Raw genomic sequence first — 1,911 nt, 5'->3', positions numbered from 1 at the left:
GCACATGCCACATTTTAACGTCGAGTATTCCGGCAATCTGGAAGACAGGGTCGATATGAGTGGCTTGTGCGAATGCATCCGGGCCACGGCTGCCGGGATCAAGACATTTCCCCTGCCCGGTATTCGTGTCCGGGCCACGCGGGTCGATCACTATGCCATCGCGGACGGCAATCCGGCGCATGGGTTTGTTGATATCTCGATCCGCCTGCGCGCTGGCCGGGCTGCGGATGTCAAACGGGACGCCACGCAGCGCATTTTTGAGGCGGTTGAGGCCTATCTGTCCCCCGCCTTCGCCGGACATTCCATCGCGCTCTCGCTTGAGATGCGTGACATTGACCCAGACCTTTCGCCCAAGACCGGCACGATCCGGGACCATTTGGGCGCGACCAACCAGGAGACCTGATCCATGAGCGCACTGGATACGAATATCGAGAAGCTGGCGGGCTTTCTGGCCCGGTTTAAGGAAACCGGCATCAAGAACCGGATCGCGGGCGAAGATCGCGACGGTTCCGCAGGGGTGTTCCAATCCACCTCCCCGGTTGACAGGTCGGTGATCTGCGATGTCGCCCATGGCACAGCCGATGATATCGACGCTGCCGCCAATGCCGCCCACGCCGCATTTGCCGGTTGGCGCGACATGCCTGCCACCGAGCGGCGCCGCATCTTGCTGAACGTTGCCGATGCGATCGAGGCCCGTGCCGAGGAAATTGCGCTGTGTGAATGCTGGGACACCGGCCAGACCCTGCGCTTTATGTCCAAGGCCGCGCTGCGGGGGGCCGAGAATTTCCGGTATTTCGCGGATCAGGTGGTCCAGGCGCGGGACGGTCAGCACCTTAAGTCGCCGACCCTGATGAACATCACCACGCGCGTTCCGATTGGTCCGGTGGGGGTGATCACGCCGTGGAACACGCCGTTCATGCTGTCGACATGGAAGATCGCACCTGCTTTGGCTGCCGGGTGCACTGTGGTTCACAAACCGGCCGAAGATTCTCCGCTGTCCGCTCGCCTGCTGGTGGAGATCGCCGAAGAGGCCGGGCTGCCCAAGGGTGTGCTGAACACCGTGAACGGGTTCGGCCCCGATGCGGGTAAGGCGTTGACGGAGCATCCGTTGATCAAGGCGATCGCCTTTGTCGGTGAAAGCCGCACCGGCAGCATCATCACCAAACAAGGTGCCGATACGCTCAAGCGGATGCATCTGGAACTGGGCGGCAAGAACCCGGTTGTTGTGTTCGACGACGCCGATCTCGACCGGGCGCTGGATGCGGTGATCTTCATGATCTACTCGATCAATGGCGAGCGCTGCACGTCATCCTCGCGCCTGCTGGTGCAGGACACCATCAAGGACGCGTTCGAGGCAAAGCTGATCGAACGGGTCAACACCATCAAGGTCGGTCATCCGCTGGATCCTGCGACCGAGATCGGGCCCCTGGTGACCGAGGAGCATTATAACAAGGTGACTTCCTATTTTGACATCGCGAAAGAAGACGGTGCGACTGTCGCCGCCGGAGGTGTCAAGGTGGGCGACACAGGGTATTTCATTCGCCCAACCCTGTTTACCGATGCCAATAACCAGATGCGTATCGCGCGCGAAGAGATATTCGGCCCGGTTCTGACCTCGATCCCGTTCTCGACCGAGGACGAGGCGCTGCAGATTGCCAACGACACACCATACGGTCTGGCCGGCTATGTCTGGACCAATGACCTGACCCGCGCCTTGCGGTTCACCGACAAGCTAGAAGCCGGGATGATCTGGGTGAACTCGGAAAACGTCCGCCACCTGCCCACCCCGTTCGGCGGCGTCAAAGCATCCGGTATCGGCCGCGACGGCGGCAACTGGAGCTTCGAGTTCTACATGGAACAAAAACACGTCGGCTTCGCAACCGGAAATCACAACATCATGCAGCTCGGGAA

General features: G+C 60.7%; 2 protein-coding genes. Both read left to right on the top strand.

All coding sequences use genetic code 11. The features are described 5' to 3' along the window. Positions 1-4 precede the first annotated feature (4 nt). Positions 5-403, top strand: coding sequence for a 5-carboxymethyl-2-hydroxymuconate Delta-isomerase (locus AC2FPW_RS20185; protein ID WP_496815132.1), 399 nt, complete (start codon positions 5-7; stop codon positions 401-403). Between the two features lie 3 nt (positions 404-406). Beyond that, positions 407-1,911 (top strand): 5-carboxymethyl-2-hydroxymuconate semialdehyde dehydrogenase (gene hpaE, locus AC2FPW_RS20180; protein WP_496815131.1); only part of this gene is annotated, 1,505 nt, incomplete at its 3' end.

The organism is Ruegeria sp. SATB027 (genome assembly GCF_059613825.1).
The sequence above is the reverse complement of the archived record's forward strand: the minus strand, read 5'-3'. Positions and strand labels throughout refer to the sequence as shown.

What these genes read in the sequence shown, in the direction of transcription:
- AC2FPW_RS20185 (WP_496815132.1), top strand. Translation starts at nt 5, where the DNA reads ATGCCACATTTTAACGTCGAGTATTCCGGCAATCTGGAAGACAGGGTC.